Genomic DNA, 20368 nt, shown 5'->3' with positions numbered 1-20368 from the left:
AGCCCCCTGACACCCGTTGACAAAAACTAAACCGTTCAGTTCGGTCTTGACAACAGATAGGCCGTCCGCCATCTTCCGGCAAGACTAAACTGAACGGTTCAGTTTCTTTTCCGTGACGGCGCCGGCAAGAGCGCCCCGGCGGAAGCCTGACCGGACCGCGGTGGATTGGGGATAGAGACAATGGCGAATGGCGTGCGGAAGATCGTGCTGTCGGGCGTTGCGCTGGCCGTGCTGGCAGGTGGCGCCGTCGCCGGCGAACATTGGTGGACGGAAGGCCGGTTCATGGAATCGACCGATAATGCGTATGTGCAGAGCGACATCACCGTCGTCAGCCCGAAGATCTCCGCCTATGTCCGCGATGTGAAGGTCGCCGAAAACCAGCTGGTTCGGACGGGCGACGTGCTGGCGATCCTCGACGACCAGGATTTCCGCGCCAAGGTGGCGGAGTCCGAGGCGGCGGTGACCGCGCAGAAAGCGGCGCTCGGCACGCTGGACAGCAAGCTGGAGCTTCAACGCACGGTGATCGACCAGGCCGCCGCCACGCTGGCGAGCGCCGAGGCCGAACAGCGCCGCGCCCAGCAGGACTTTGAGCGCAACCGCTCGCTGGCCAGCGACAGCTGGACCAGCCGCCAGAAGCTGGAAACCGCCGACGCCGACCTGCGCAAGGCGGTGGCCCAGGTGGCGAAGGCGCGGGCGGCGCTGGCCTCGGAGAACGAGCAGATCAACGTCCTGCGCGCCACCCGGACCGAGACGGAGGCCCATCTGGCCCAGTCGCAGGCGACCCTGCAGACGGCGCGCAACGATCTGGACAACACCGTGATCCGCGCGCCGGTCGACGGCGTGATCGGCAACCGCGGCGTCCAGGTCGGCCAGTATGCCCGGCCCGGCGTGCAGATGCTGTCGCTGGTGCCGCTGCCCGACGTCTATGTGGTGGCCAACTTCAAGGAGACCCAGCTGTCGCGCATGCGCCCCGGCCAGCATGTCAGCATCTCCGTCGACGCCTTCCCGGACCGCCATCTGATCGGCACGGTGGAAAGCTTCGCCCCGGCCTCGGGGTCCAAGTTCTCGCTGCTGCCGCCGGAGAATGCGACCGGCAACTTCACCAAGATCGTCCAGCGCGTTCCCGTCCGCATCGCCCTGCCGCGCGACAACGCGCTGGCCGGCCTGCTGCGCCCCGGCCTGTCCGTGGTGGCGGAGGTCGACACCCGCGGTGCCGACAGCCAGCCGCATCTGGCCAGCGGCGGCGTCTTCGGCGCGCTGACCGACAAGCAGGCGGTGGCCGCCAGGTAAGCGGCCACGGCTCCGGCGGGGACGCCGCTCCTCCTCCCCCTTCGGGGCGGCGTCCCTGTCCGTCATTCAAAACAATCAGGCAGCTTATCGGCCGGAGCCATCCCTGGGGCCACTCCCGGGGCGGCAGTCGTTCGGCCGCGACGGAAGGCAGCGGTTCCATGGCGACACCGGCCCAGGGCATGCGCCCCCTCACCTCCCGCGACATCGCCGGCTTCTTCGCGATGGTCGTCGGCATGTTCATGGCGATCCTGGACATCCAGATCGTCTCCAGCTCGCTGTCGGAAATCCAGGCCGGTCTCGCCGCCAGCGCCGACGAGATTTCGTGGGTGCAGACCTCCTACCTGATCGCGGAGGTCGTGATGATCCCGCTGTCTGGCATCCTGTCGCGCATCCTGTCGACCCGCGTGCTGTTCACCCTGGCGGCGGCCGGCTTCACCCTGACCAGCGTCGCCTGCGCGTTTGCCGGCGGCATCGAATCCATGATCGTCTGGCGGGCTTTGCAGGGCTTCATCGGCGGCGCGATGATCCCGACGGTGTTCGCCACCAGCTTCATGATCTTCCCGCCGGAAAAGCGGGCGGGCGTGTCGGTGATGATGGGGCTGGTCGCCACCATGGCGCCGACCATCGGCCCGACGCTGGGCGGCTATCTGACCCAGCACCTGTCCTGGCACTGGCTGTTCCTGGCCAACGTCATCCCCGGCATCCTGGTGACCTCGCTGGTCTGGTTCCTGGTCGATGTCGACCGGCCGAATCCGGAACTGCGCAAGGGCTTCGACTTCCTCGGTCTTGCGCTGATGGCCGCCTTCCTGGGCAGCCTGGAGTATGTGGTGGAAGAGGGGCCGCGCAACGACTGGTTCGACGACGAGGCGATCTTCGCGCTGGCGGTGGTGGCCGCCGTCTCCGCCGCCGGCTTCTTCTGGCGGGTGCTGGCCTACCGCAATCCCATCGTGGAACTGCGCGCCTTCGCCGACCGCAACTTCGCCATCGGATCGCTCTACAGCTTCATCCTCGGCATCGGTCTCTACGGGTCGGTCTATCTGCAACCGCTGTTCCTGGCCCGCGTGCGCGGATTCAACAGCCTGCAGATCGGCGAGATCATGTTCGTGACCGGCATCTTCCAGTTCATGTCGGCACCCATCGCCGGCGCCCTGTCGAAGCGGATGGACCTGCGCGCCATGCTGGCGCTCGGGCTGATCCTGTTCGGCACCGGCGTCTGGCTGAACAGCCACTTCACCGCCGACACCGGCTTCTGGGAGCTGTTCCTGCCGCAGGCGGTGCGCGGCATGTCGCTGATGCTGTGCTTCATCCCGATCAACAGCGTGGCGTTGGGCACCCTGCCGCCGGACAAGCTGAAGAACGCCTCGGGCCTGTACAACCTGATGCGCAACCTGGGCGGCGCCATCGGGCTGGCTGCGATCAACACGGTGCTGACCGACCGCAACGCCCTGCACCTGAACCGGCTCGGCGACAATGTGAACCTTGCCCGCCCGGAGGTGCAGCAGATGGTCGACAGCCTCAGCCAGCGCTTCGACGGGCTGGTGGCCGATCCGACCGCCGCCGCGATGTCCAGGCTGGTCGGGCTGGTCCAGCGCGAGGCGCTGATCCTGACCTTCAACGACGCCATGCTGCTGATGTCGGCGGTGTTCTTCGGCGCGCTGCTGTTCATGCCGCTGGTGCGCCGTCCGGGGGCGCCGGTGAAGGCGGACCACTGAGCATGGGATAGGTTGCCGCCCGTGGGTTGTGCTATAGCTTGACGGAACGACAGACCGCCAGTCCGAACACCTGCACAAACCCGGCCGAGTCCCATGAGCAAGCGCCAATACACCCGAACCGAGGTCAAGGAACTGCTGGGCGCGCTGGAGCGCCAGTGCCGTGAGGCATCGAAGCTGGCCCAGCTGGCCGAGCATGAGGCCAGCAAGCACAGCTTCGGCGCCTACCGCGATTTCCGCGACAAGGTGGGCGAGTTCCAGGCGCTGGTCATCCTGATCGAGCAGCGCCTGCGCAATCTGGTCGACGCGCGTTCCGACGATCTGCGCGACCAGTTCGAGAAGCTGGACATGGTGATGCTGGCCCTTCTGGTGCGGGCCAGCATGCGTTTCTTCTTCGTGCTGTCGGCCAACCCGATCCTGCCGATGGGCGCCCGCGAGATCTTCGTCGCCGAGCTGCGCAGCCTGCACGACGCCGCGGAAAAGCTGAAGCGGCCCAACTATGTCGGCAAGCTCGGTCCGGAACTGGACCGCGACCTGGAGACGGCGTCGCTGATCCTGGAAGAGATCATCGACAAGGCGCCTAGCCTGCTGAACTTCCGCGGAGCGCCGGTCAGCGGGGAGTAGGGGGGCTCCGGCGTCCAAAGCCCCCCCCACCTCACTTCGCCAGGAACTGCGCGATCGTCTCGCCCGCCTTGCCGATGTTCACCACGCCGTCGAGATGGCCGAGCGTCGAGGTGATCGACTCGGTGTACTCCACCGCGTTCCCCTGCTTCTCCAGCCGGTCCTTCAGCGGGCGCATGTTGCGGTCCGGTGGGAAGACGAGGTCGTCGGCCGACGGGATCAGCAGGACCGGAGCCTTGATCTTCGCCAGACCGTCCTCCAGCGAGGCGCCGTTGCCGGTGACGAAGGTCTGGTTGGCCTTCACCAGATAGAGGAAGTGGTTGGCGTCGCTGACGGCGGCACGGCCGGAAGCCGCCTTTTCCAGCCAGGCTTCGATGGCGTACTGGTTGCCCATCGCGGCCTTCGGGTCCTTGCCGTCCTCCGCCCATTTGCGGCCGAAAGCGGCGTCGGCCCATTTCCAGTGGCGGGCGTGCAGGGTAACCAGCTTCAGCGCCTCGGTCAGGCCGGCCTTCGGCTCCGCCTTGCCGTAATAGTCGCCGTTGTTCCAGTTGGGGTCGAGTTTGATCGGGGCCGCCCACAGGTTCAGCCAGCCGATCAGGAAGGGGTCGGCCTCCGGCCCGCCGATGGTGGCGATGACGCGCTTGACCATCTCCGGATGGTCGGCCCCCCATTCGAAGGCCTGGAGCGAGCCCATCGAGCCGCCCATCACCGCTTGCAGGGTCTTGATGCCCAGGCTGTCGACCAGTGCCTTCTGGACATTGACGAAGTCCTGGATGGTGACGATGGGGAAGCTCATGCCATAGGGCTTGCCGGTGTCCGGATTGATGCTGGCCGGGCCGGTGGTGACGACGTTGGGATCCTTGGGCGACAGGTTCACCAGCGTGTCGGAGGCGATGATGAAGTATTTGTCGGTGTCCAGCGGCTTGCCGGGACCGATGATGCTGTCCCAATAGCCGGGAGCGGCATCATCGGCCTTGTATTTCCCGGCGGCATGGCTGTTGCCGCTGAAGAAATGGGTGATGAGGATGACGTTGTCCTTGGCGTCGTTCAGCTTGCCGTAGCTTTCCCAGCCGATGCGGACATTCTTGATCGTCCCGCCACCGGTGGTGGTGTAGGACGGCATCTCGAAGACCTTCTTCTCGACGATGGCGTCGAGCGCCAGAGCGGGCAGGGCGCCGAACAGGCACGCCGCCATGGCGAGGCCGCCGATGCAGCTTGACCGGATGGAACCGCGGACAACCCCACGCATGTGCATCCCCCCTCAGATTGTTAGCTGGAGGGGGAGTCTACGCATAAGGTCGGACCTGTCCAGACGCCATCGCTGACGCTTACGGTCAGGGGCTGCCTTTAACGAAGGCGCACGGCGGTGCCGTTGACCGACACCATCAGCATGCCGTTCTCCTTGCCCAGCACCTCGTAATCGACGTCCACGCCGACTACGGCATCGGCGCCCAGGGCGCGGGCCGACTCCTGCAGGTCGGCGAAGGCCGCCTCGCGCGCCTCGCGCAGGGCTGCCTGATAGCCGCCGGCCCGTCCGCCGACGATGTCGCGCACGGAGGAGAACAGGTCGCGGAACACGTTGACGCCCATGATCGCCTCGCCGGCGACGATGCCGAGATACTCGGCGATCTGGCGGCCTTCGATGGAATCGGTGCTGGTGACGATCATGGTCGCAACTCCTTGTGTTGGTTTCGATGTGCCGGCTTCGATGCCGCACAGATGGGGCCGCCACGGCGGAGTCCAAGGCGGCACTGCGAAATCGCAGCGGCCTTGAGTCCATCGCGTCTTCCCCCATCCGGTCGCGACCGTGTAGGACAGGGTGGGGGACTGCCGAGGGGGAGAGCGATGGACGACACGCGGCGAGCCATCCTGCGCTGGATGACCGGCGTCATGGAGGCGAAGGACTGGAGCGCCGGCGGTTGGGCGCGGCTGGCCGGAGTCACCGCCACCAACCTGACTCGCTTCCTGCGCGATCCGGCGATGGGCAGCGTGCCCAGCGCCGACACGCTGGCCCGTCTGGCCCGCGTCGCCGGGTCGGAGCCGCGCTTCCTCGATGAGCATGCCTATGCGCCGGTCACGCGTGTTCCGGTGCTGACGCTGGAGCAGGCGCACATCTTCCTCGACCTCGGCCGCCGGGCAGGGGAGGCGTTCCTGGCCGGGGCGCTGAAGGAGGGAGCCGCGTCGGTCGCCATGGACGGACACACCTCCCGCCGGGCCTTCGCGCTGCGCATCCTGTCGAAGAGCCTGGACGCCGCCGGCGTGCTGCCCCGCGACTGCGTGGTGCTGGAACCGCTGGACGTGCTGACGCCGCAGGCGGGCGATGTGGTGGTGACGGTGGGCGAGGGCACCATCTGCGGATACCGCTTCTTTCCACCCCATCTGATGCCGGTTTCGACCGATCCCGATTGCCACCCCACCGCCTTCGACCGCGCCCATGTCGCCGGAGTCGCCGTTCACGTGGTGCGAGCGCTTCGCATGTAAAACTCCGTGGTGGACAGAGTCGCGGCGCGCGTTCCCATCCGCCGCGACTCGCAAAAATGGCCAGCTCTACTCCGTCCGTTTTGACTTGTGACGACTCTTGTCAGAACACACCAAATATAGCGTGTTTTCAGGTCTTTGACCTGGTCTACGGCCAAGCCATAGGTTCACGTTTTGTTCTTGAAAGCTGCGTGTTCGCATCCCATATTCGGAGTCCGGTGAGGCGCCCTGAAAGACATGCTGCGAAGTCGCAGCAAAGGCCACGCTTCGAAGCCGGAAAGACGGCCCGAAAGGGCTTGGAACCGGAAAAAGCGGAACAGCATGGCGATCACTCAGGCACAGCGGGATTTGCGGGCGGGGCGGATCGGGTCGTCAGATGCGACGCGCGTGATGGCCGGCGACTGGCTGTCGCTGTGGCGCGAGAAGACCGGCCGGATCCAGCCTGAGAATCTGGATTTCGTCGCCGCCGTACAGATTGGAATCGCGACCGAACACCTGCACCCGCGCTTCGTCGCCCATGCCACCGGCCGCGCCTGCGTTGCGGCACCCGATACCTACCGCCATGCCGAGCATGACTGGATGGTCGCCCATCCCGACTTCCTGACCGGCAGCGTGGCCGATGGCGCTCTCGACACCATCGTGGAGGCGAAGTTCAACAGCGGCTTCCAGAGCGATGCCGATCTCGCCCGCCGCTATCACTGGCAGGTCCAGCACCAGCTGGAGGTGGTCGGTCTGGACCGTGCGCTTCTGTCGATCCTGCGCCCCACCGGTCACAGCCTGGTGACGGTGGACCGGCGGCCGGACGACGTCGAGCGGCTGGTGGAGACGCTGGAAGCCTTCTGGTGGCACGTCGTCAACGACGTCGAGCCGTCGGACCCGCTGCCGATGGATGGTCCGTCCTATGAGAACGGCCGCGTCTTCGACATGGGCCGGCACAACCGCTTCCGCGCGCTGGCCGACCGGCTGGTCGCCAACCGTGCGGCGGCGCTGGAGGTGAAGGAGGCCGAGGCCGCCCTCAAGGCGCTGATGCCCGACAATGCCCGCATCGCTTTTGTTGCCACCGGTCAGGCCGACGGCCAAGCCAATGACCGGGCCGGTGGCCTCTATCTCGCGCGCGACCGCGAGGGCCGGCTCAGCCTGCGCTATGGCGCACCGCCGCGCCGGGCTCTGGCGGACGCGCAATCCTGGGTGCCCTCCGCTGACCCGAACGGGGTGGAATTCAGCCTGGAAGCAGCGCTGACCGCCGGCTGGGGTGAGGGGAGAGCCGAAACGTTTGGACAAGAAGGACCCAAATCATGGGACGCATGAGCAAGACCGACCACGTCGTTGCCGATACCGAGACCCCTGAGTCGAGCGTTACCGAATCCAACGTGACGGAGACTGCGCCGGTCGACGCGAAGTCCGGCGGCGGCCGCGGCTCGCAAGGGTCCAAAGGGTCCGCCGGTGGCAGCCGGGTGGAGGAGCCGCAGCGCATCGACACCATGTTCCTGTGGAACCGGCTGAAGCGCACCGACCCGAAGGCGACCAAGCCCTTCACCCGTGCCGGCGGCTTCCGCGGCACGCAGATCGACCCGACCTGGCGCTTCCAGATGATGACGGAGGTGTTCGGTCCGATCGGCAAGGGCTGGGGTTACGAACAGGTCGACTGGACCATCGCGGAACGGATGATCTTCATCTGCGCCCGCGTCTGGTACGTCGACCCGGAGACGAAGGAGAAGTGCTTCACCGGTCCGCAATGGGGCGGGACCGAGATGGTCCGCCGCCGCAACGGCATGGAGATGCCGGACGACGAGTGCTTCAAGATGTCGATGACCGACGCGGTCGGCAAATGCCTGCTGCAGATCGGTCTGGCCGCCGACGTCTATATGGGCCAGTTCGACGACAGCAAGTACCGGGAGGAATCGGAGGCCTTCTATGCCGCCAAGTCCAACCCGGACCTGCAACCCGCCGCCGTCGAAGCCTTCGAGGCGGAGGTGAAGCGCCGGCTGGGGGCCTGCCTGGACCTGGATGACCTGGAAGAGGTCTGGCGGTCGGGCGTCGGCACCCGCCTGCGCGAGATCGGCGCCGTGGACCGCGCCGCCCAGCACCGCATCACCGGCCTGTTCGCCCAGAAGAAGGCCGAGATTCTGAAGCGCGAGGAAGAGGACGGGCGGGAAGCCGCCTGACGGAACGCCATGACCCAGACGACTCACAGCACCGGCGACCGGTCGCCCAGCGGTCTTTTCCGCATGAGCGCCTGGGAGGGCGAGTTCGAACGTGCCAATGCGCAGCTGCCGCGCTGGTACTGGAATCGTGACCAGCGCCGCCGCCATTACGCCCGCTGGGTGGAGGCGGAGGCCGAAACGCTGGCGATGCGGCTGTCGGGACTGCTGCGGTCCGACACGCCGGCGGAAACCGCGGGTGCGGCCCGCGTCCTCGTCGAGTCTCTGTCGCGTGACATCGACTGGGCTCGACGGTTGGAAGACTCGGAATCGGAAGACGGCAAGTTCGCTCACGCCGCCTGACCGCAGGCGGCATCAAGGGAAGGATATCATCCCATGACGATAGAAGAGGTCCAGGCGCGTCTGCGCGCCGCTCAAGCCCATCTCGGGCGTGAGGGCCGCTTCGCCCTCACCCTCAGCCTGGATGGGCGCGAGGAATGCTACATCACCCATTGGTTCCGCCCCGAACCGCATGCCTTCGAGGACTGCCGTGCGGTCGGTTCCGGAACCCTCAGCGAATGCCTGGACGCGCTCGACCGCTATGTGGCGGTGAACCGGGTGCGTGACGTGGCCCCGATGCTGATGGCAGCCGAATGACATCCCCGTAACGGCCAAGCCATCGGCCTTTGTCCCCTCGTTCCCCCCGCGGACGAGGGGACTTTTTTACCCACCCCTTCCGCGCCTTCCCGGTTGTGCTATCGTCTCCCCCATCAAGCGGAAGGGGAGCGACTATGGATCCCGTACTTGCCTTCGTCAGCATCGCCGGAGCCATAGCGATCGGGGCCGCCAGTCCGGGGCCGAGCTTCGTGCTGGTCGCCCGCACCTCCATCGCCGTATCCCGCCGGGCCGGTCTGGCCACCGCGCTCGGCATGGGCATCGGCGGCGTGTTCTTCGCGTCCCTGGCGCTGCTTGGGCTGCATGCGCTGCTGTCGCAGGTCGGCTGGCTCTATGCGGTGCTGAAGCTGGTGGGCGGTGCCTATCTGCTCTACCTCGCCGTCCGCATCTGGCGCGGGGCGGCGGAGCCTCTTGTGATGGCAGAGAAGGGGCAGACGGCACCCGCCGGGCTGATGCGGCCGCTGCTGTTCGGGCTGCTGACGCAATTGAGCAACCCGAAGACGGCGCTGGTCTATGGCAGCATCTTCGCCGCGCTGATGCCGGCGGAACCGCCGGTCTGGCTGTTCGTCCTGCTGCCGCCGGCAATCTTCCTGATCGAAGCCGGCTGGTACGCCATCGTCGCCGCAGTGTTCTCCGCCGGCCGGCCGCGCGCTGCCTACCTGCGGTCCAAGCGTTGGGTCGACCGGATTGCCGCGGCCGCCATCGGCGGACTGGGCGTCCGCCTGATGGCGGACGCCTTGCCCCCTCCCTGACCTTTACTTCTTCTTGCCCGACTGCGCCCGGGCGAACGCCTCGGCGAAGGCGCTGTTGACCGGCTCCGGCGCCTTGGCCGGCTTCGGCGCAGCCTTGGCCGCAGGTGCCGCCGGGCGGCGATCCTGCTGCTGCGGCTGACGCGCCGGTCCCCGCTCGTCGCGGCGCTCCTCCCGGCGGGCCGGGCGCGGCGCCTCCTCGCCCATGCGCATGGTCAGGGCGATGCGCTTGCGGGGGATATCGACCTCCAGAACCTTCACCTTCACGACGTCGCCGGCCTTCACCACCGTGTGAGGGTCCTTCACGAAGCTGTTGGCAAGCTGGGAGATGTGCACCAGCCCGTCCTGGTGGACGCCGATGTCGACGAAGGCGCCGAAGGCGGTGACGTTGGTGACGACGCCCTCCAGCATCATGCCGGGCTGGAGATGCTTCAGCTCCTCGACGCCTTCCTTGAAGGTGGCGGTCTTGAACTCCGGACGGGGATCGCGGCCGGGCTTCTCCAGCTCCTTGATGATGTCCTCGACGGTGGGGACGCCGAAGCGCTCGTCGGTGAACTCATCGGCGTTCAGGCCGCGCAGGAAGCGGGCGTCGCCGATGACGCTGCCGAGATCGCGGCCGGTCGTCTTCACGATGCGCTGGACCACCGGATAGGCTTCCGGATGGACGGCGGAACCGTCGAGCGGATTCTCGCCGTCGCGGATGCGCAGGAAGCCGGCGGCCTGCTCGAAGGTCTTCGGCCCCAGCCGGGCCACGTCCAGCAGCTGCTTGCGCGAACGGAAGGCGCCGTTGCGGTCGCGATGCTCGACGATGTTGCGGGCGATGGTCTCGTTCAGGCCCGACACGCGCGTCAGCAGCGGAATCGAGGCGGTGTTCAGATCGACGCCGACGGCGTTCACGCAATCCTCGACAACCGCGTCCAGCGACCGGGCCAGCTTGCCGCCGGCCACGTCATGCTGGTACTGGCCGACGCCGATGGATTTCGGCTCGATCTTCACCAGCTCGGCCAGCGGATCCTGCAGGCGACGGGCGATGGACACCGCACCGCGCAGGCTGACGTCCAGGGTGGGAAACTCGTGCGCCGCCGTTTCGGAGGCGGAATAGACCGAGGCGCCGGCCTCGCTGACCACCAGCTTGGTCAGGGACAGTTCGGGATGGCGCTTCATCAGGTCGGCGGCCAGCTTGTCGGTCTCGCGCGACGCGGTGCCGTTGCCGATCGAGATCAGTTCCGCCTTGTGCCGGGCCGCCAGCGCCGCCAGCACCGCCAGCGAGCCGTCCCAGTCGTTGCGCGGCGGGTGCGGATAGATTGTTGTCGTTTCCACCAGCTTGCCGGTGGCATCGACCACCGCCACCTTGACGCCGGTGCGGATGCCGGGGTCGAGCCCGATGGTGACGCGCTGACCGGCCGGGGCGGCCAGCAGCAGGTCGTGCAGGTTGCGGGCGAAGACGCGGATCGCCTCGTCCTCGGCGCGCTCGCGCAAGGATCCCATCAGGTCGGTCTCGATGTGCGGGCCGATCTTCAGCTTCCAGGTCCAGCGCACCACGTCGGACAGCCACTTGTCGGCCGGGCGGCCCTGGTCGCGGATGCCGGTGTGGGCGGCGATGGTGCCCTCCGCCGGATGGGGCTGCCCGTCCTCGACGGCCAAGTCCAGGCGGATGTCGAGCACGCCCTGCGCCCGGCCGCGGAACAGCGCCAGGGCGCGGTGCGACGGCAGCTTCGACCAGTTCTCCGAGAAGTCGAAATAGTCGGAGAATTTGGCGCCCTCCGCCTTCTTCTCCTCGATCACCTTGGAGGTGACGACGCCCTTGTCGGCCATGGCCGTGCGCAGGCGGCCGACCAGCTCGGCATCCTCGCCGAAACGTTCGACCAGGATATGGCGGGCGCCGTCCAGCGCCGCCTTGACGTCGGCGACACCCTTGTCGGCGTTGACGAAGGCGGCGGCCTCAGAATCCGGCTGCTTCTTCGGATCGGCCAGCAGCGCGTCGGCCAGCGGCTCCAGCCCGGCCTCGCGGGCGATCTGGGCCTTGGTGCGGCGCTTCTGCTTGTAGGGGAGGTAGAGGTCCTCAAGCCGGGTCTTGGTGTCGGCCTGTTTGATCTGGCGCTCCAGCTCCGGCGTCAGCTTGCCCTGTTCCTGAATGGTGGACAGGATGCTGGCGCGGCGGTCCTCCAGTTCCCGCAGGTAGCCCAGGCGCTCCTCCAGGGTGCGGAGCTGGGTGTCGTCCAGGCCGCCGGTCGCCTCCTTGCGGTAGCGCGCGATGAAGGGGACGGTCGATCCCTCGTCGAGCATGGCGATGGCGGAAGCGACCTGGGACTCGCGGACCGACAGTTCGTCGGCGATGCGCTGGCTGATGGACAGCATGAGGCAGGGACCTGCGGACTGGTGACGAAACAACGGGCGTCTGTCATAGCGCGTCGGGGCCGGGTGACGCCACCCCGGCCTTTCGTCAGATGGGCAGAGCGGAGAGGCAGGGCGGTTTAACCGTCAGCGTGACCATGCAGCGATGTTCTTCGCAAATAAGTGGTAGGGGGCGATTTCTCCCCTCCATTCATCAGCCGTTAACCATATCGGCCTATATCTTTCCGTGCAACTTGGTTGCGTTTCCTCCCGAACCAACTTAAGGGCGGCCTGGCGGCGATACCGTCTGGCCGCCTTTTCTTTTTCGCTTGCTCAGCCTGTTTCCGAATAAAGGAAAAGAGGCCGGGACGGACATGCCGCCCCGGCCTGACCCCGGATGTGTCTGCCGCCGGTCGAAACCGAAAGGATCAGGGAAGGCGGCTTTCAGCCAAACGCAGGCGGCCTTCGGGGGAGAGACGGGAAAGGGTATCGACGACGCGCGCCTCGATCTCGCTTCGCAAGGCGGCGTCGGTGGCGTGGACGCTGTCGAACATGGCCTTGACGCCGGCCGCATCGAAGGGCTGGGCCATCAGGGCGGTGCGCAGACGGGGGGTGAACTCCTCCCGGCTGACATGCATGCGGACGAACAGCGGGCGGGCGTCGTCCAGCGCCTTGCGCAGGACCGCGGCATCGGTCGGCGACAGGCGTTGCGACACGTCCTCGACGAAGCGTTCCAGCATCCGGTCCGGCCCGCCGGGCGGCGGGGGCGGGCGGAAGCTGTGGGCGACGACGAAGCCGCCGGCCAGCATGTTGAGCGCAAGGGACCCGACCAGGAGGAACCAGGGCCAGCGGCGCCGGATCGACGGCGTCATCGCGTGTCTCCCAGATAGCTGACGATCATCACGCCGGACAGGCCAGGCGTGCTCGTCTTTTCGAAGGAAATCAGGCCCTGGCTGTAGCTGAGGAAGCCGACCAGCGCCATGCCGGCCAGGAACCCGGCCAGCGGGGCAGGGCGGAAGGGCGGCCGCGACAGGAACCACGGCACGAATTCGGGCACGATCCGCTGCGCCAGACAGTCGGCAATGCGGTCGAAAACCTCGGCCTCGCGCCGGGATGAGACCAGCGGGGTCGAAGCGGCGTCGAGCAGCGCGTCGGTGACGGCGGCATCGGCCAGCAGGTCGCGGGCTTCGGCACTGTCGTCCAGAAGGGCCAGGGCATCGACCCGGGCCGAACGCGGCCAGCGGTCCAGATCGGCGCCATAGGCCTCGGCGTAGCGTTTGAACTCTTTGAGCGTCATGACCGAGCACCGTCCTTCTGACGGATCAGGGGTTGAAGCCGGGCCCGCACAACGCGGCGCGCCCGGACCAGCAGACTTTCCATAGCCGAAACAGACACCTGCAGTATTTCCGATGCTTCAGCGCACGTCATCTCCTCATGGTAGCAAAGGCTGAGCGCCGCCCGCTGCCGCTCGGGAAGGGCGGCGATCGCGGCATCCACCGCAGCGCCGATCCGGATGCCGTCGATCACCGTTTCGGCGCTCCAGGCCGGGTCGGCGATCTCGTCGGCGGCATCCAGGGGGGCGAAGCTGCGCCGCCGCTTATAGTCGATGGCACGGTTCACCACGATCCTGTACAGCCAGGTCGTGAAGCGGGTTCCGTCGCCGCGCCAGCGGTCGGCGTTGGCCCAGATCTGCAGGAAGGCATCCTGCGCGACCTCTTCGGCGTCGGCGGCGTTCCCGACAACCCGTTGGGCCAAGGCGATGCTGCGGCGCAGATGCCGGCGCGTGAGCGTTCCAAACGCTTTCCGGTCACCGGCCGCAGCGTCCGCCATCAACGCCTCGTCCGTCGCCGTCTCCTCGGTAGGCTTCACGCCGTCTTCCGCCCGCTCCCGGTTGCTGTCAGGCTTTTATACGCGGCCGGGGCCGGAAGTCCTGCGCGGCGACAGGCAATTTTCCCATAGGGGATTTCCCTGAGAATTGGCCCTCCTGCAGCAATTAATTTCCATAAGAATGATTATGCGTTTCTTGCGCACCGGCCGGACCGGGCTCTCCCAGCGCGGTACATGGCCTGCTGCGTCTTTGCCCGCCCGGCGGGAACCCCTGTACGGCCTTGCGGGTTGTTCCAAGCATGACCGTGGCGTCACCGGATGCCGGTGGCGCTGCCAACGAGGCGATTGAAGGACCACACCATGCTCAAGATTCTCGGCTGGGCCATCCTGATCATCTTCATCATCGGCCTGCTGGTCGTCACCGGCATCCTGAAGCTGATCTTCTGAGTCCCTGCCCTGCCCCGCCCGTCTATTCCTCCGCCAGAGCCAGTGCGCGGCGCAGATGGGCGCGGCAGTCGGCGACCATCCGGCGGATCAGATCGTCGCAACTCGGGATGTCGTCGATCAGGCCGATCGCCATGCCGGCGGACACGATCCCGTCCTGGATGTCGCCGGACTGCAAGGCCGCCCGGCCGCGCTGGCCAGCGACAAGCGGCCGGACCTCGTCGAACTGGGCGCCGCCGGGGCGCTTCTCCAAAGCCACGACCTCGTCGGATACCGCATTCCTGAAGACGCGGGCGGTGTTGCGCATGCTGCGCAGGATCAGGTTGGTGTCGCGCTCCCCGGCGGCGACCAGCGCCTGCTTGATGCTGTCATGCACCGGCGCCTCGCGCGTGCAGAGGAAACGGGTGCCCATGTTGACGCCCTGGGCTCCCAGGGCCAGGGCTGCGGCCATGCCGCGCCCGTCGGCGATCCCGCCCGACGCGATAACCGGAATCCGCAAGGCCCGCACCGCCGCCGGGATCAGGATCAGGCCCGGGATGTCGTCCTCTCCCGGATGGCCGGCGCATTCGAACCCGTCGATGCTGATGATATCGACCCCGGCCCGTTCGGCGCTCAGCGCATGGCGGACGCTGGTGCATTTGTGCAGGATGAGGATGCCATGGGCCTTCATCCGCTCCACGAAGGCGCGCGGGCTGTTGCCGGCGGTCTCGACGATGGTGATGCCGCTGTCGATGATGACGTCGAGATAGCGTTCGTAGGGCGGCGGCTTGACCGCGGGCAGCATGGTCAGGTTCACACCGAATGGCCGTTCCGTCATAGCGCGGCACCGCTCGATCTCACGCGCCAGTTCCTTCGGCGTCGGCTGGGTCAGTGCGGTCAGGATGCCCAGGCCGCCGGCATTCGATACGGCCGCCGCCAGTTCCGCCAGCCCGACCCACTGCATCCCGCCCTGCACAATCGGGTAATCGATGCCGAGCAGGCGCGTTACCTCGGTTTTCATGGCGTCCCCTTTCCCATATCTGACCATTTGTCGCAGACAGTCATGGAACCACTGCGGCATACTTCCTTATAAGCGATCCCAGACGCCGATTCGGGATATGATCTTCGGCGTATGATGAAAGAGCGAAACGCTGGGAAATCCAAGAACGATCATACAACGTATCCTATGATAATGAAGTATAGGGTCTGACAGGTTATCCTGTCGCTTCGTTCACCTCGACGCGGTGCGCGCGGCGAAAACAGGGTTTTTAAGTCGCTGATTATGCTGAATACCGGCAAAAGCCAGCAGATCATATCAGCGGTCCCGATTTGAAGACGGGTCCGGCTCAGGAACGGAACGTCGAACTGTGACCGAGACGAGCAAAGGACGATTGTGACGCCTGCAACCGGACCGGAACCGTGGCCCCAGACCATGGCGGGCACGTTCGACCTCGACGCCTGCGCGCGCGAACCGATTCATCTTCCCGGCAGCATCCAGCCGCATGGCCATCTGCTGGCGGTGGAGGCGGACAGCCTGCGTCTGGTCTGCGCGAGTGCCGAGGCCGGAGCGGTGCTGAACCGCCCGCCAGCCGAAGCCTTCGGTCTGCCGGTCGACCGGCTGATCGACTGCGCGTCGACGGCGTCGCTGATCCGTGGACTGCGCAACGCTCCGACGGAGCCGGTGCAGCTCGAAATCCTCAAGCTGCGCAGCGTTGCCGACCATCAGGCCATCGCCCACCGCTCGGGTGCCCTGGTGATCCTGGAGCTGGAGGAACTGCCCGCCACCGGTGCCGGCACGCTGGAGGCGCTGTACCCGCAGATGCGCGAAGGCATCCGCCGCATGCAGGCCGCCCATGATTTCGACGCCCTGCTGGCCAGCACGGCCGCGGAGGTGCGGGCGCTGACCGGGTTCGACCGCGTGCTGGTCTACCGCTTCGATGAGCAATGGAACGGCACCGTCATCGCGGAGGACGGGAACGACCGCCTGCCCTCCTACCGCGGCCTGCGCTTTCCGGCGTCCGACATCCCGCAGCAGGCCCGGCGGCTCTATGCGCTGAACCGCCTGCGGCTGATCGCCGACGCCCGCTACCAACCGGTCCCGATCCTGTCCGGCAGATGGGATGCGCCGCCGCTGGACCTCAGCTTTTCCGTGCTGCGCAGCGTCTCGCCGGTGCATCTCGAATATATGCGGAACATGGGCACACCGGCCTCAATGTCGATCTCCGTGATGGATGGCGACAGGCTGTGGGGCCTGATCTCCTGCCATCATGCGGAGCCGCGGCAGGTTTCCTTCGCGGTGCGCACCGCCTGCGACCTGCTCGGGCAGGTGCTGTCCAGCCAGATGATCGCGCTGGAACGGGCGCTGGATGCCGACCATCGCATCCGCTCCAAGAGCACGCAGGCCCGCCTGCTCGCCCATATGGCGGCGGCGGAGAGCTTCATCGACGGGCTGAGCGAGGACCGCGAGGATCTGCTGGGACTGGTCAACGCCGATGGCGCCGCGATCCTGTTCGACGGCGACTGCCGGCTGATCGGCCGCACCCCGCCGCAGGAGGTGGTCGAGGCCATCGCCGCCGAACTGGCCGGACAGGGCATCAAGGATCTGTTCGTCAGCCACCAGCTTCCGGCCGAGATGCCGGCCGCCGCCGGGATGGAGCGGACCGCCAGCGGCCTGCTGGCGATCTCCATCTCGCAGCTTCACCCCAGCTATCTTCTGTGGTTCCGGCCGGAGATCGTGCAGTCGATCGACTGGGCCGGCGATCCCAAGAAGCCGCTGGACTCCAGCGGCGGGCTATCGCCCCGCAGTTCCTTCGAAGCCTGGAAGGAGACGGTGCGCGGCCAGTCCCTGCCCTGGCGCCATGGCGAGATCGAGGCGGCCGGCGATTTCCGCAACGCCATCGTCAGCATCGTTCTGCGCAAGGCCGAAGAAATGGCCGCGCTGAACGAGGAGCTGCGCCGCAGCAACGGCGAGCTTGCCGCCTTTTCCTATTCGGTCTCGCACGACCTGCGGGCTCCGTTCCGGCACGTCACCAGCTATGCCGAACTGCTGCGGTCCCGCGCGGGCGACAAGCTGAGCGAGCGGGAACGCCATTATCTGGACAGCATCATCGAGGCGGCGAGTTCGGCCGGGCGGCTGGTCGACGGGTTGCTGCATTTCTCGCAGCTGGGCCGCGCCACGCTGGCGCGGGTGGAGGTCGATGTCGGTCAGCTGGTGGACGAGGTGCGGCATCTGCTGGAGCCGGACCTGCAAGGCCGCAACCTGCGCTGGACGGTGCATCCGCTGCCCGGCGTGACCGGTGACCCGACCATGCTGCGGCTGGTGGTGCAGAATCTGCTGTCCAACGCCATCAAATACACCCGCGACCGCACCGATCCGGAGATCGAGGTCGGGTGCCGTTCCAATGCCGACGCGCATGAGTTCTTCGTCCGCGACAATGGCCGTGGATTCGATATGGCCTATGCCGGCAAGCTCTTCGGCGTATTCCAGCGCCTGCACCGCGAGGAAGAGTTCGAAGGCATCGGCATCGGGCTTGCCAATGTCCGCCGCATCGTGGAGCGCCACGGCGGGCGTGTCTGGGCGGAAGGCAAGCTGGATCATGGCGCCACCTTCCATTTCTCCCTGCCGCGGTCCGTCGCCGCCGAATCGAGGTAGCCCCATGGCCACGCTGAAACCGATCCTGCTGGTCGAGGACAACCCGAAGGACCTGGAGCTGACGCTGGAGGCGTTCGCCGAGGCGCAACTCGCCAACGACATCGTCGTCGCCCGCGATGGGGCGGAGGCGCTGTCCTACCTGTTCCGCGAGGATGGGGAGGCGGTGTCGAAGCCGACCGACCCGAAATATCCGGCCGTCATCATCCTCGACATCAAGTTGCCGAAGGTGGACGGGATCGAGGTATTGCAGCGGATCAAGGCGAACGAGAACACCCGCGCCATCCCCGTCGTCATGCTGACCTCCTCCAAGGAGGAGCAGGATCTCGTCCGCAGCTACCGGTTGGGGGTGAACGCCTTCGTGGTCAAGCCGGTCGGCTTCAAGGAGTTCTTCGACGCGATCCGCGACATCGGCAGTTTCTGGGCGATTCTGAACGAGCCGCCGCCCGGCTGCCATCCCCGCCGGCCGCGCGGCACCTGATGGCTGACGTGATCGACACCGCCGCCGGTGATACCGCGGGTCTGGACCCGCCGACGCCCTGCCGTGTCCTCCTGCTGGAGGACAGCGGCATCGACGCCGATCTGGTGCGCGAACATCTTCTGATGATCGACGACCATGCGTTCGACGTCCATCGCGTCGAGACGCGGCAGGCCTTCATCGAGGCGGTCACCGGCGGCGGCCCCTTCGACCTGATCCTGTCCGACTTCGACCTGCCCGATTTCGACGGCATGTCGGCGCTGGCCATCGCGCGCGACCGCCTGCCGCGGGTGCCCTTCATCTTCGTGTCCGGCATGCTGGGCGAGGAGAACGCCATCGAGGCGCTGAAGAAGGGCGCCACCGACTATGTCGTGAAGCTGCGGATGGAGCGGCTGCAGGTGGTGGTCCGTCGCGCCCTGATCGAGGCGCGCGACCGCAACGAGCTGACCGACAAGCGCGCCGCGCTGGCTGAGAGCGAGGCGCGGCTGCGCTTCGCGCTGGAGGCCGGGCGGCTGGGATCCTGGGAACTGACGCTGGCGACCAACCGGCTGCGCGTCTCGTCGATCTGCGCCGCAAACCTCGGCTTGGCCGATCCGGCGGAGATCCCGACCTACGAACGGCTGCTGGAGCATGTCCATCCCGACGACCGCGAGCATCAGAAGGCGATGGTCCGGCAGGCGGTGGGCAGCGGCTCGCCGCTTGACATGGAATACCGCACGATCTGGCCTGACGGCAGCGTCCATTGGGTGCAGGTGCGCGGCCGTGCCGTCTATGACAAGGACGGCACGGCGACCGGGCTGGCCGGCGTTTCGCTGAATATCACCGACCGCAAGAAGGCCGAGGAGCGGCAGCTGTTGCTGCTGGAGGAGCTGAACCACCGGGTCAAGAACACGCTGGCGATGGTGCAGTCCATCGCCAAGCAGACCCTGCGCGCCGCCCCGTCGGTGGAGGCCTTTCCCGATGCCTTCCAGTCCCGCCTGCGCGCTCTGGCCCAGGCCCACGATCTGCTGACCCGCCGCCATTGGCAGGGCGCCTCGCTGAGCGAGATCGCCGCGCTGACGCTGGAGCCCCATGTCCATGCCGGGCGCGTGAAGGTTGGCGGTCCGCCGGTCAATCTGACCACCGGTGTGGCGGTGTCGCTGCACCTTGCCTTTCACGAGCTTGCCACCAACGCCGCGAAATATGGCGCGCTGTCGGCGGAAAACGGCCGTGTCGACCTGGATTGGGAAATCGTCAGACCGGGGCAAACATTGGTGCGCGACGGCATGAGCCAAATCGGTTCCGGTCAAATCGGGGGCCGATCCGACCGGGGCGGTGCGCTGGTGCTGCGCTGGCGCGAGAGCGGGGGGCCGCCGGTGGTGCCGCCGACCCGCCGCGGCTTCGGTTCCCGCCTGATCGAGCGTGGTCTGGCGCATGAGTTGGAGGGCGATGTCGCCCTTGCTTTCGAAACCGCCGGCGTGCGATGCCGGCTTGTCATTCCTCTGTCGTCGCGAGTGAGCCCGCAGTGACCGACGCTAATCTGTCGAACCTGACCGTCCTGATCGTCGAAGACGAACCGCTGATCGCCATGAGCCTGGAGGATGCCCTGATCGACCAGGGAGTCGCCTGTCTCGGCCCGGCGGGTTCGGTGTCCGCGGCGTTGGAAATGATCGAAGCGGGCGGATTCGACATCGCGCTGCTCGACGTCAATCTGCGTGGCGAGCGGGTGGACGCGGTGGCCGACCGGCTGGCCGGCGCCGGCATCCCCTTCATCTTCACCACCGGCCATGGGGCCGAGGGCCTGCCCGATGCCCACCGCACCCGGCCGGTGATCGGCAAGCCGTTCCGCGACATCGACATCACCGACGCCCTCGCCCGCCACCGGCCGCGCTGAGCGTCTGTCCCGCCGGTTCCGCCACCTGCATCGGCGGGCCCGCACCCGTAACCCGCATCGACATTGGGCCGACCCCGGTCCGGCCGCAGCCCTGCGCGCTGCTTCCGGCATGCTGCCTCGC

The 20368-nt window shown here is 67.0% G+C and carries 21 protein-coding genes; 14 read left to right on the top strand and 7 right to left on the bottom strand.

Annotation, left to right across the window (positions count from 1 at the left end; genetic code table 11):
- Nucleotides 1-180 precede the first annotated feature (180 nt).
- The 3 genes from GBZ48_RS09510 to GBZ48_RS09500 all read left to right on the top strand — a co-directional run bounded on the left by GBZ48_RS09510 (nucleotide 181) and on the right by GBZ48_RS09500 (nucleotide 3623).
- Nucleotides 181-1290 carry an HlyD family secretion protein gene (locus GBZ48_RS09510; protein ID WP_174470817.1) on the top strand — a complete coding sequence of 370 codons (1110 nt, stop codon included), beginning with the start codon at nucleotides 181-183 and terminating at the stop codon, nucleotides 1288-1290.
- A gap of 158 nt (nucleotides 1291-1448) precedes the next feature.
- The gene (locus tag GBZ48_RS09505) at nucleotides 1449-3002 is read left to right on the top strand and encodes a DHA2 family efflux MFS transporter permease subunit (RefSeq protein WP_174470816.1); all 1554 of its coding nucleotides are present in this window, start codon (nucleotides 1449-1451) and stop codon (nucleotides 3000-3002) included.
- Nucleotides 3003-3095: 93 nt separating this feature from the next.
- Entirely contained in the window at nucleotides 3096-3623 is a 528-nt protein-coding gene (locus GBZ48_RS09500; protein ID WP_109048318.1) for a hypothetical protein, read from the top strand.
- Between the two features lie 31 nt (nucleotides 3624-3654).
- Here the strand turns inward: GBZ48_RS09500 and GBZ48_RS09495 are convergent, their stop codons facing one another.
- Both GBZ48_RS09495 and GBZ48_RS09490 read right to left on the bottom strand, forming a co-directional pair.
- Complete coding sequence (locus GBZ48_RS09495; RefSeq protein WP_246307094.1) at nucleotides 3655-4869, bottom strand: E22 family MetX-like putative esterase; 1215 nt, start codon at nucleotides 4867-4869, stop codon at nucleotides 3655-3657.
- A 98-nt stretch (nucleotides 4870-4967) separates the two neighbouring features.
- Entirely contained in the window at nucleotides 4968-5288 is a 321-nt protein-coding gene (locus GBZ48_RS09490; RefSeq protein ID WP_174470814.1) for a heavy metal-binding domain-containing protein, read from the bottom strand.
- Nucleotides 5289-5465: 177 nt separating this feature from the next.
- Between GBZ48_RS09490 and GBZ48_RS09485 the strand changes: the two genes are divergently transcribed.
- From GBZ48_RS09485 to GBZ48_RS09460, 6 genes are all read left to right on the top strand, one after another.
- The gene (locus tag GBZ48_RS09485) at nucleotides 5466-6101 is read left to right on the top strand and encodes an XRE family transcriptional regulator (RefSeq protein ID WP_174470813.1); all 636 of its coding nucleotides are present in this window, start codon (nucleotides 5466-5468) and stop codon (nucleotides 6099-6101) included.
- A gap of 318 nt (nucleotides 6102-6419) precedes the next feature.
- Complete coding sequence (locus tag GBZ48_RS09480; RefSeq protein ID WP_174470812.1) at nucleotides 6420-7406, top strand: YqaJ viral recombinase family protein; 987 nt, start codon at nucleotides 6420-6422, stop codon at nucleotides 7404-7406.
- Nucleotides 7394-8263, top strand: a complete 870-nt coding sequence (locus tag GBZ48_RS09475) for a hypothetical protein (RefSeq protein ID WP_246307093.1) — start codon at nucleotides 7394-7396, stop codon at nucleotides 8261-8263. The genes GBZ48_RS09480 and GBZ48_RS09475 overlap by 13 nt, the downstream gene beginning before the upstream one ends.
- A 9-nt stretch (nucleotides 8264-8272) precedes the next feature.
- A complete protein-coding gene (locus GBZ48_RS09470; RefSeq protein ID WP_174470811.1) occupies nucleotides 8273-8602 on the top strand; it encodes a hypothetical protein in 330 nt (109 codons plus the stop codon).
- A 33-nt stretch (nucleotides 8603-8635) separates the two neighbouring features.
- A complete protein-coding gene (locus GBZ48_RS09465; protein ID WP_174470810.1) occupies nucleotides 8636-8896 on the top strand; it encodes a hypothetical protein in 261 nt (86 codons plus the stop codon).
- A gap of 134 nt (nucleotides 8897-9030) precedes the next feature.
- Nucleotides 9031-9666: a LysE family translocator gene (locus tag GBZ48_RS09460; RefSeq protein ID WP_174470809.1), complete on the top strand. Its 636-nt coding sequence runs from the start codon at nucleotides 9031-9033 to the stop codon at nucleotides 9664-9666.
- Nucleotides 9667-9669: 3 nt separating this feature from the next.
- On the opposite strand, the gene GBZ48_RS09455 is transcribed toward GBZ48_RS09460, so the two are convergent.
- From GBZ48_RS09455 to GBZ48_RS09440, 4 genes are all read right to left on the bottom strand, one after another.
- A complete protein-coding gene (locus tag GBZ48_RS09455; protein WP_174470808.1) occupies nucleotides 9670-12021 on the bottom strand; it encodes a Tex family protein in 2352 nt (783 codons plus the stop codon).
- 404 nt (nucleotides 12022-12425) lie between these two features.
- Nucleotides 12426-12869, bottom strand: coding sequence for a periplasmic heavy metal sensor (locus GBZ48_RS09450; RefSeq protein WP_174470807.1), 444 nt, complete (start codon nucleotides 12867-12869; stop codon nucleotides 12426-12428).
- Nucleotides 12866-13294 carry a hypothetical protein gene (locus GBZ48_RS09445; protein ID WP_174470806.1) on the bottom strand — a complete coding sequence of 143 codons (429 nt, stop codon included), beginning with the start codon at nucleotides 13292-13294 and terminating at the stop codon, nucleotides 12866-12868. The genes GBZ48_RS09450 and GBZ48_RS09445 overlap by 4 nt, the downstream gene beginning before the upstream one ends.
- Nucleotides 13291-13866, bottom strand: coding sequence for a sigma-70 family RNA polymerase sigma factor (locus GBZ48_RS09440; RefSeq protein ID WP_098737657.1), 576 nt, complete (start codon nucleotides 13864-13866; stop codon nucleotides 13291-13293). The genes GBZ48_RS09445 and GBZ48_RS09440 overlap by 4 nt, the downstream gene beginning before the upstream one ends.
- Nucleotides 13867-14169: 303 nt before the next feature.
- Between GBZ48_RS09440 and GBZ48_RS37130 the strand changes: the two genes are divergently transcribed.
- On the top strand, nucleotides 14170-14271 hold the full coding sequence (locus GBZ48_RS37130) for a small membrane protein YohP (RefSeq protein ID WP_455178851.1): 102 nt from the start codon (nucleotides 14170-14172) through the stop codon (nucleotides 14269-14271).
- 22 nt (nucleotides 14272-14293) lie between these two features.
- On the opposite strand, the gene GBZ48_RS09435 is transcribed toward GBZ48_RS37130, so the two are convergent.
- Nucleotides 14294-15268: an NAD(P)H-dependent flavin oxidoreductase gene (locus tag GBZ48_RS09435; RefSeq protein ID WP_174470805.1), complete on the bottom strand. Its 975-nt coding sequence runs from the start codon at nucleotides 15266-15268 to the stop codon at nucleotides 14294-14296.
- Nucleotides 15269-15679: 411 nt separating this feature from the next.
- Here GBZ48_RS09435 and GBZ48_RS09430 point away from each other — a divergent pair, with 411 nt between their 5' ends.
- From GBZ48_RS09430 to GBZ48_RS09415, 4 genes are read left to right on the top strand one after another with little or no spacing between them, the layout of a single operon-like run.
- Nucleotides 15680-17899: an ATP-binding protein gene (locus GBZ48_RS09430; RefSeq protein WP_174470804.1), complete on the top strand. Its 2220-nt coding sequence runs from the start codon at nucleotides 15680-15682 to the stop codon at nucleotides 17897-17899.
- Between the two features lie 4 nt (nucleotides 17900-17903).
- Nucleotides 17904-18377 carry a response regulator gene (locus tag GBZ48_RS09425; RefSeq protein WP_174470803.1) on the top strand — a complete coding sequence of 158 codons (474 nt, stop codon included), beginning with the start codon at nucleotides 17904-17906 and terminating at the stop codon, nucleotides 18375-18377.
- On the top strand, nucleotides 18377-19882 hold the full coding sequence (locus tag GBZ48_RS09420; protein ID WP_174470802.1) for a sensor histidine kinase: 1506 nt from the start codon (nucleotides 18377-18379) through the stop codon (nucleotides 19880-19882). Before GBZ48_RS09425 ends, GBZ48_RS09420 begins: the two co-directional genes overlap by 1 nt.
- Nucleotides 19879-20247, top strand: a complete 369-nt coding sequence (locus tag GBZ48_RS09415) for a response regulator (protein ID WP_109050424.1) — start codon at nucleotides 19879-19881, stop codon at nucleotides 20245-20247. The genes GBZ48_RS09420 and GBZ48_RS09415 overlap by 4 nt, the downstream gene beginning before the upstream one ends.
- The last annotated feature ends 121 nt before the right edge of the window (nucleotides 20248-20368 follow it).

It is taken from the genome of Azospirillum melinis (assembly GCF_013340935.1).
Taxonomy (GTDB): domain Bacteria; phylum Pseudomonadota; class Alphaproteobacteria; order Azospirillales; family Azospirillaceae; genus Azospirillum; species Azospirillum melinis.
Note: the sequence above shows the minus strand (reverse complement) of the source record. Positions and strands in the feature narration are given on the sequence as shown.

Excerpts from the sequence above, each read along its gene's own strand:
- GBZ48_RS09460 (WP_174470809.1), top strand. The coding sequence starts at position 9,031 with ATGGATCCCGTACTTGCCTTCGTCAGCATCGCCGGAGCCATAGCGATC.
- GBZ48_RS09510 (WP_174470817.1), top strand. The coding sequence starts at position 181 with ATGGCGAATGGCGTGCGGAAGATCGTGCTGTCGGGCGTTGCGCTGGCC.
- GBZ48_RS09490 (WP_174470814.1), bottom strand. The coding sequence starts at position 5,288 with ATGATCGTCACCAGCACCGATTCCATCGAAGGCCGCCAGATCGCCGAG.
- GBZ48_RS09420 (WP_174470802.1), top strand. The coding sequence starts at position 18,377 with ATGGCTGACGTGATCGACACCGCCGCCGGTGATACCGCGGGTCTGGAC.
- GBZ48_RS09505 (WP_174470816.1), top strand. The coding sequence starts at position 1,449 with ATGGCGACACCGGCCCAGGGCATGCGCCCCCTCACCTCCCGCGACATC.
- GBZ48_RS09445 (WP_174470806.1), bottom strand. The coding sequence starts at position 13,294 with ATGACGCTCAAAGAGTTCAAACGCTACGCCGAGGCCTATGGCGCCGAT.
- GBZ48_RS09480 (WP_174470812.1), top strand. The coding sequence starts at position 6,420 with ATGGCGATCACTCAGGCACAGCGGGATTTGCGGGCGGGGCGGATCGGG.
- GBZ48_RS09500 (WP_109048318.1), top strand. The coding sequence starts at position 3,096 with ATGAGCAAGCGCCAATACACCCGAACCGAGGTCAAGGAACTGCTGGGC.
- GBZ48_RS09485 (WP_174470813.1), top strand. The coding sequence starts at position 5,466 with ATGGACGACACGCGGCGAGCCATCCTGCGCTGGATGACCGGCGTCATG.
- GBZ48_RS09425 (WP_174470803.1), top strand. The coding sequence starts at position 17,904 with ATGGCCACGCTGAAACCGATCCTGCTGGTCGAGGACAACCCGAAGGAC.
- GBZ48_RS09455 (WP_174470808.1), bottom strand. The coding sequence starts at position 12,021 with ATGCTGTCCATCAGCCAGCGCATCGCCGACGAACTGTCGGTCCGCGAG.
- GBZ48_RS09465 (WP_174470810.1), top strand. The coding sequence starts at position 8,636 with ATGACGATAGAAGAGGTCCAGGCGCGTCTGCGCGCCGCTCAAGCCCAT.
- GBZ48_RS09495 (WP_246307094.1), bottom strand. The coding sequence starts at position 4,869 with ATGCGTGGGGTTGTCCGCGGTTCCATCCGGTCAAGCTGCATCGGCGGC.
- GBZ48_RS09475 (WP_246307093.1), top strand. The coding sequence starts at position 7,394 with ATGGGACGCATGAGCAAGACCGACCACGTCGTTGCCGATACCGAGACC.
- GBZ48_RS09435 (WP_174470805.1), bottom strand. The coding sequence starts at position 15,268 with ATGAAAACCGAGGTAACGCGCCTGCTCGGCATCGATTACCCGATTGTG.
- GBZ48_RS09450 (WP_174470807.1), bottom strand. The coding sequence starts at position 12,869 with ATGACGCCGTCGATCCGGCGCCGCTGGCCCTGGTTCCTCCTGGTCGGG.
- GBZ48_RS09470 (WP_174470811.1), top strand. The coding sequence starts at position 8,273 with ATGACCCAGACGACTCACAGCACCGGCGACCGGTCGCCCAGCGGTCTT.
- GBZ48_RS09430 (WP_174470804.1), top strand. The coding sequence starts at position 15,680 with ATGGCGGGCACGTTCGACCTCGACGCCTGCGCGCGCGAACCGATTCAT.